This window comes from Actinomadura soli, assembly GCF_005889715.1.
Lineage (GTDB): Bacteria > Actinomycetota > Actinomycetes > Streptosporangiales > Streptosporangiaceae > Spirillospora > Spirillospora soli.
Genome location: NZ_VCKW01000412.1, coordinates 1 through 4,890, shown reverse-complemented (window position 1 = coordinate 4,890; position 4,890 = coordinate 1). Strand labels below are relative to the sequence as shown.

Here is a 4,890-nt window from a genome sequence, read left to right as displayed (position 1 = left end):
GAGGGTGGTGACTAGGGGGAGGCGGAGGACGAAGCGGGCGCCGGACGACGGGTGGTCCTCGATCCGGAGGGTTCCGCCGTGTGCCTGGGCGATCTCGCGGGCGATGGCGAGGCCGAGGCCGGTGCCGCCGGCGTCGCGGCTGCGGGCGGTGTCGAGGCGGGTGAAGCGCTCGAAGACGCGTTCGCGGTCGGCGGGCGCGATGCCCACGCCGTCGTCGGTGACGGTGAGCAGCGCCTGGGCGCCCTCCCGGGTCACCTCGACCATGATCGACGACTCGGCGTACCGGTCGGCGTTGTCCAGCAGGTTGCCCAGCAGCCGCACGAGCTGCATGCGGACGCCGCGCACCGGCACCCGTCCCGCCGGCACCGTTTGGACCTTCCGGCCGGAGGCGCGGCTGCTGATCTCCGCGTCCGCGAGCTCGGCCAGGTCGATCGGCTCCTGCGCGTTCGGGCCGCCGGTGCCGATGCGGGCGAGGAGGAGCAGGTCGGTGACGATCGACTCCAGCCGGTCGGTGTCGCGCAGCGCCGACGTGACGACGGCCCGCAGGTCGTTGTCGTCGGGGTGCATCGACGCGTCCTCCAGGTTGGCGCGGAGCGCGGTGATGGGGGTGCGCAGCTCGTGGGACGCGTCGGAGGCGAACTGCCGCTGCCGTCCGACGGCACGTTCCAGCCGGTCGAGCGTCGCGTTGGCGGTGCGGGCGAGCTGCGCGATCTCGTCCTGCCCTGACGGCTCGGGCACGCGGCGGCTCAGATCGGTGGCGCTGATCTCGGCGAGCTGGGCGCGGATCGCCTCGACCGGGCCGAGGGTGCGGCCGACGATCCGCCAGGTGATCCACGCGGCGCACCCGGCGAGGAGCAGCACGCCCAGGCCGAGCGCCGCCTCCAGGAGCCCGTTGACCAGGTAGGACGGGAGCGGCTCCGACGCGTACACGACGACGGAGTCGGGGGCGGTGGAGACGCGGATGGCCTCGATGACGAAGCACTCGCGGTCCGGCCAGACGCCGCGGCATTCGATGTAGTCGCGGACGCGCACATTGCTCGACGGCCAGAGTCTGCTCACCGGCGGCCTGTCCGTTGCGGCCGGTGTCGCATTTGTGACGCGCCCGCCGGGCTCGACGACCTGGATCAGTATCCGGCCGCGGGTCCCGTCCGCGATCTGGCCCTCCAGCGTCCCGTCGCGGACCCCGCCGCTCACCCGCCGGCCCTCGACCTGCGTCCCCTGGAGAAGATCGGTCTCGATCCTGGTGCGCAAGGCGAAGTCGACGCCCACCGCGGCCACGCCCAGGACCAGGGCGGCTATCACGGCGGCGATGAGGGTGTCCCTGGCCTGAATGGACCGGGGCCGCATGCGCATAGGTCCTCCCCGCTGGGAATAGCCAGGTTTCGGACGAAGCACACACGCTACCCGCCGGTCACAAATCGGGAGTCCGAAACCTTTGCGCCGGGTTTTCACCTACTCGCACCAGGAGATCCCGTTTAAGACGGTTCCTCCGAAGTACAGGGACGGACACATGGGCAGGGACGTGGCTTCGGTCACCATCAGCGGCGAGGACCGGCGGCGGTACCGCGACAAGGTCCGCAGGTGCCTCGACGTGCTGGCCCGCATGCTGGGCGAATCCCAGTTCGACTTCCAGCGCCCCCACATCGGGCTGGAGATCGAGCTCAACCTCATCGACTCAGTCGGCGATCCGCTGATGCGCAACGCGGACGTGCTCAAGGCGATCGCCGACCCGGCCTGGGCAACGGAGCTCGGCCAGTTCAACCTGGAGATCAACATCCCGCCCCGGGAACTCGGCGGGACGGGCACCGGCGAACTGGAGGCGGAGGTCCGCGACCATCTCGACCACGCCGACGCCCGCGCCCGCGAGGTCGGCGGACGGCTCGCCATGATCGGCATCCTGCCGACCCTGCGGCGGTCGGACATCGGTGAGGAGACACTCTCCTCCAACGCGCGCTACAAAATGCTCAACGACCAGATCTTCGCCGCGCGCGGCGAGGAGATGCGCATCGCGATCGACGGACCAGAACCGCTGCACATGCACGCCGACACCATCACCCCCGAGGCGGCGTGCACGAGCGTCCAGTTCCACCTGCAGGTCAGCCCCGACCAGTTCGGCGCCTACTGGAACGCCGCCCAGGCCATCTCGGGCGCGCAGGTCGCGATCGGCGCGAACTCCCCGTTCCTGTTCGGGCACAGGCTCTGGCATGAGACCCGCATCACCTTGTTCGAGCAGTCCACCGACACGCGTCCGGACGAGCTGAAGGCGCAGGGCGTCCGGCCACGGGTCTGGTTCGGCGAACGCTGGATCACGTCCGTCTTCGACCTCTTCGAGGAGAACACCCGCTACTTCCCCGCACTGCTCCCCCTCTGCGACGACGAGGACCCCCGCGCGGTCCTCGACGACGGCGGCATCCCCGAACTGGGCGAACTGACCCTCCACAACGGGACGATCTATCGCTGGAACCGCCCCATCTACGCCGTCGTCAAGGGCCGGCCGCACCTTCGCGTGGAGAACCGCGTCCTGCCCGGCGGACCCTCCGTCGCCGACGTCATCGCCAACGGCGCCTTCTACTACGGTGTCGTCCGCATGCTCGCCGAAGACGAACGCCCTGTCTGGACGCGGATGTCCTTCGCGACCGCAGAGGACAACCTGCATCGCGCCGCCCGCGACGGCCTCGAATCCACCCTGTACTGGCCCGGCATGGGCGAGGTCCCCGCCGCCGAACTCATCCTCCGCAAACTCCTGCCGCTCGCCCACGAGGGACTGAAGCGGTGGGGCGTCGACCCGTCCCGCCGCGACCGTCTCCTAGGCATCATCGAACGCCGCTGCGTCACCGGCCAGACCGGCGCCGCCTGGCAGATAGCCACCGTCGACGCCATCGAGAACTCCAGCGGCGTCTCACGGCACGAGGCACTCCGCATGATGATCCGCTCCTACGTGGACCACATGAGCGACAACGCCCCCGTCCACACCTGGCCTCTATAGCCCAGGGGGGCGACCCCCTGGAACCCCCGGGATCTTCACAAGTCCTGCACATATCGCGCTCATCACATACATAACGGGCTTCTAGAGTCTGGTCCGTGACAGGGAACGAGACGCGGATCCTCGTCGTCGAGGACGAGCCGACGATCGCGCGGGCCATCGCGGACCGGCTGGTCGCGGAGGGGTTCGGCGTCGATGTCGCCGGCGACGGGCCCACCGCGGTCGAGCGCGCCCGCGCGTACGAGCCGCACCTCATCGTGCTGGACGTGATGCTGCCCGGATTCGACGGGCTGGAGGTCTGCCGCCGCGTCCAGTCGGAACGTCCCGTGCCCGTGCTGATGCTGACCGCCCGCGACGACGAGACGGACCTGATCGTGGGCCTCGGCGTCGGCGCCGACGACTACGTGACGAAGCCGTTCAGCATGCGGGAGCTCGTGGCCCGCATCCGCGCCGTGCTCCGCCGCGTCGAACGCCCGCAGTCAGGCGCGGCCGTCGCTGATGACGCGGCAGGCTCCGTGCGCTTCGGGCCGCTGGAGGTCGACCAGCGGGGGCGGCGCGTGCGGCTGGAGGGGCGCGAGGTGCATCTCACGCCGACCGAGTTCGACCTGCTCACCTGCCTGCTGCGCAACCGCGGCACGGTGCTGACCCGGGCCGTCCTGCTCGAACAGGTGTGGGACTGGGCGGACGCGTCCGGGACGCGGGTCGTCGACAGCCACGTCAAGGCACTGCGCCGCAAGCTCGGGCAGGGGTTGATCCGGACCGTCCACGGCGTCGGCTACAGCCTGGACGCGGCATCGTGACCGCCGTCCCGCGCGGGTTTATCCACAGGTTGTGGGCGAGGCTTCCGCGGCCGCTGGACCCGCTACGGTCCATCAAGGTGAAGTTCGGCGTCGTGGTCGTCGCCACCGCGTGCGTCGCTGTCCTGATCGTGCTGTGGGGGTACCCGCTGGGGTTCCGGGCCCGGGAGACGCTGCCCGTCGGCGTGATCATCTCCCTGGTCGTCATCCAGCTGCTCGCGCACGGGATGACCGCGCCGCTGCGCGAGATGACGGCGGCGGCGCGGGCGATGGCGGGCGGCGACTACAGCCGCCGGGTGCGGGCCACGTCCCGGGACGAGGTCGGCGAACTGGCGCAGGCGTTCAACCGGATGGCCGCCGACCTCGCCGAGGTCGACCGGCAGCGCCGCGAGTTCGTCGCGAACGTGTCGCACGAGCTGCGCACCCCGATCAGCGCGCTGCGGGCCGTGCTGGAGAACGTCGCGGACGGCGTCACGCCCGCGACGCCCGACGTCCTCGAAACCGCCCTCGACCAGACCGAACGGCTCGGACGCCTCGTCACCCAGCTCCTCGACCTGTCACGGGTCGAGGCGGGCGCGGCGACGCTGGACGTCACCGACATCGACGTGGCCGCGTTCGTCGCCGACGTCGCCGCGGAGGCCGCCGCCGGACGCCCGGACGCCGTGTTCGAGTCCGACATCACGCCGGGGCTGCGCGCCGCGGCCGACCGCGACCGACTCCACCAGATCGTCGCGAACCTGCTGGACAACGCCGCCCGGCACGGCCCGGACGGGCGTCCGGTGACCATCACGGCACGCCCGTTCCCTGGGAGCCCGCCGGGCGGCCTGGTCATCGAGGTGGCCGACGAAGGGCCCGGCATCCCGCCCGAGGAACGCGTCCGCGTCTTCGAGCGCTTCTCCCGCGGCTCCTCGCCGGGCCCGCGCGCCGGGACGCCCGGCGGCGGCACCGGCCTCGGCCTCGCCATCGCGAGCTGGGCGACGGACCTGCACGGCGGCGACATCACCGTCCTGGACACCCCGCGCGGCTGCCGCATCCGCGTCACGATCCCCCCGAACATCGGAGAACCCGCATGACGAACCCGCCCGAGGACTCGTCCAGCACCCCCGAAGA

General features: G+C 71.3%; 4 protein-coding genes. 3 read left to right on the top strand and 1 reads right to left on the bottom strand.

The window, feature by feature from the left end:
* Nucleotides 1-1,353 (bottom strand): sensor histidine kinase (locus ETD83_RS39390; protein ID WP_138650323.1); only part of this gene is annotated, 1,353 nt, incomplete at its 3' end.
* A gap of 157 nt (nt 1,354-1,510) precedes the next feature.
* Here ETD83_RS39390 and ETD83_RS39385 point away from each other — a divergent pair.
* The 3 genes from ETD83_RS39385 (at nt 1,511) to ETD83_RS39375 (ending at nt 4,853) form a co-directional block, all read left to right on the top strand.
* Complete coding sequence (locus ETD83_RS39385; RefSeq protein ID WP_138650321.1) at nt 1,511-2,986, top strand: glutamate--cysteine ligase; 1,476 nt, start codon at nt 1,511-1,513, stop codon at nt 2,984-2,986.
* Between the two features lie 95 nt (nt 2,987-3,081).
* Nucleotides 3,082-3,783 (top strand): response regulator transcription factor, encoded by a 702-nt coding sequence (locus tag ETD83_RS39380; protein WP_138650319.1) that lies wholly within the window; start codon nt 3,082-3,084, stop codon nt 3,781-3,783.
* A gap of 77 nt (nt 3,784-3,860) precedes the next feature.
* Entirely contained in the window at nt 3,861-4,853 is a 993-nt protein-coding gene (locus ETD83_RS39375; RefSeq protein ID WP_230421495.1) for a HAMP domain-containing sensor histidine kinase, read from the top strand.
* Nucleotides 4,854-4,890: the final 37 nt, after the last annotated feature.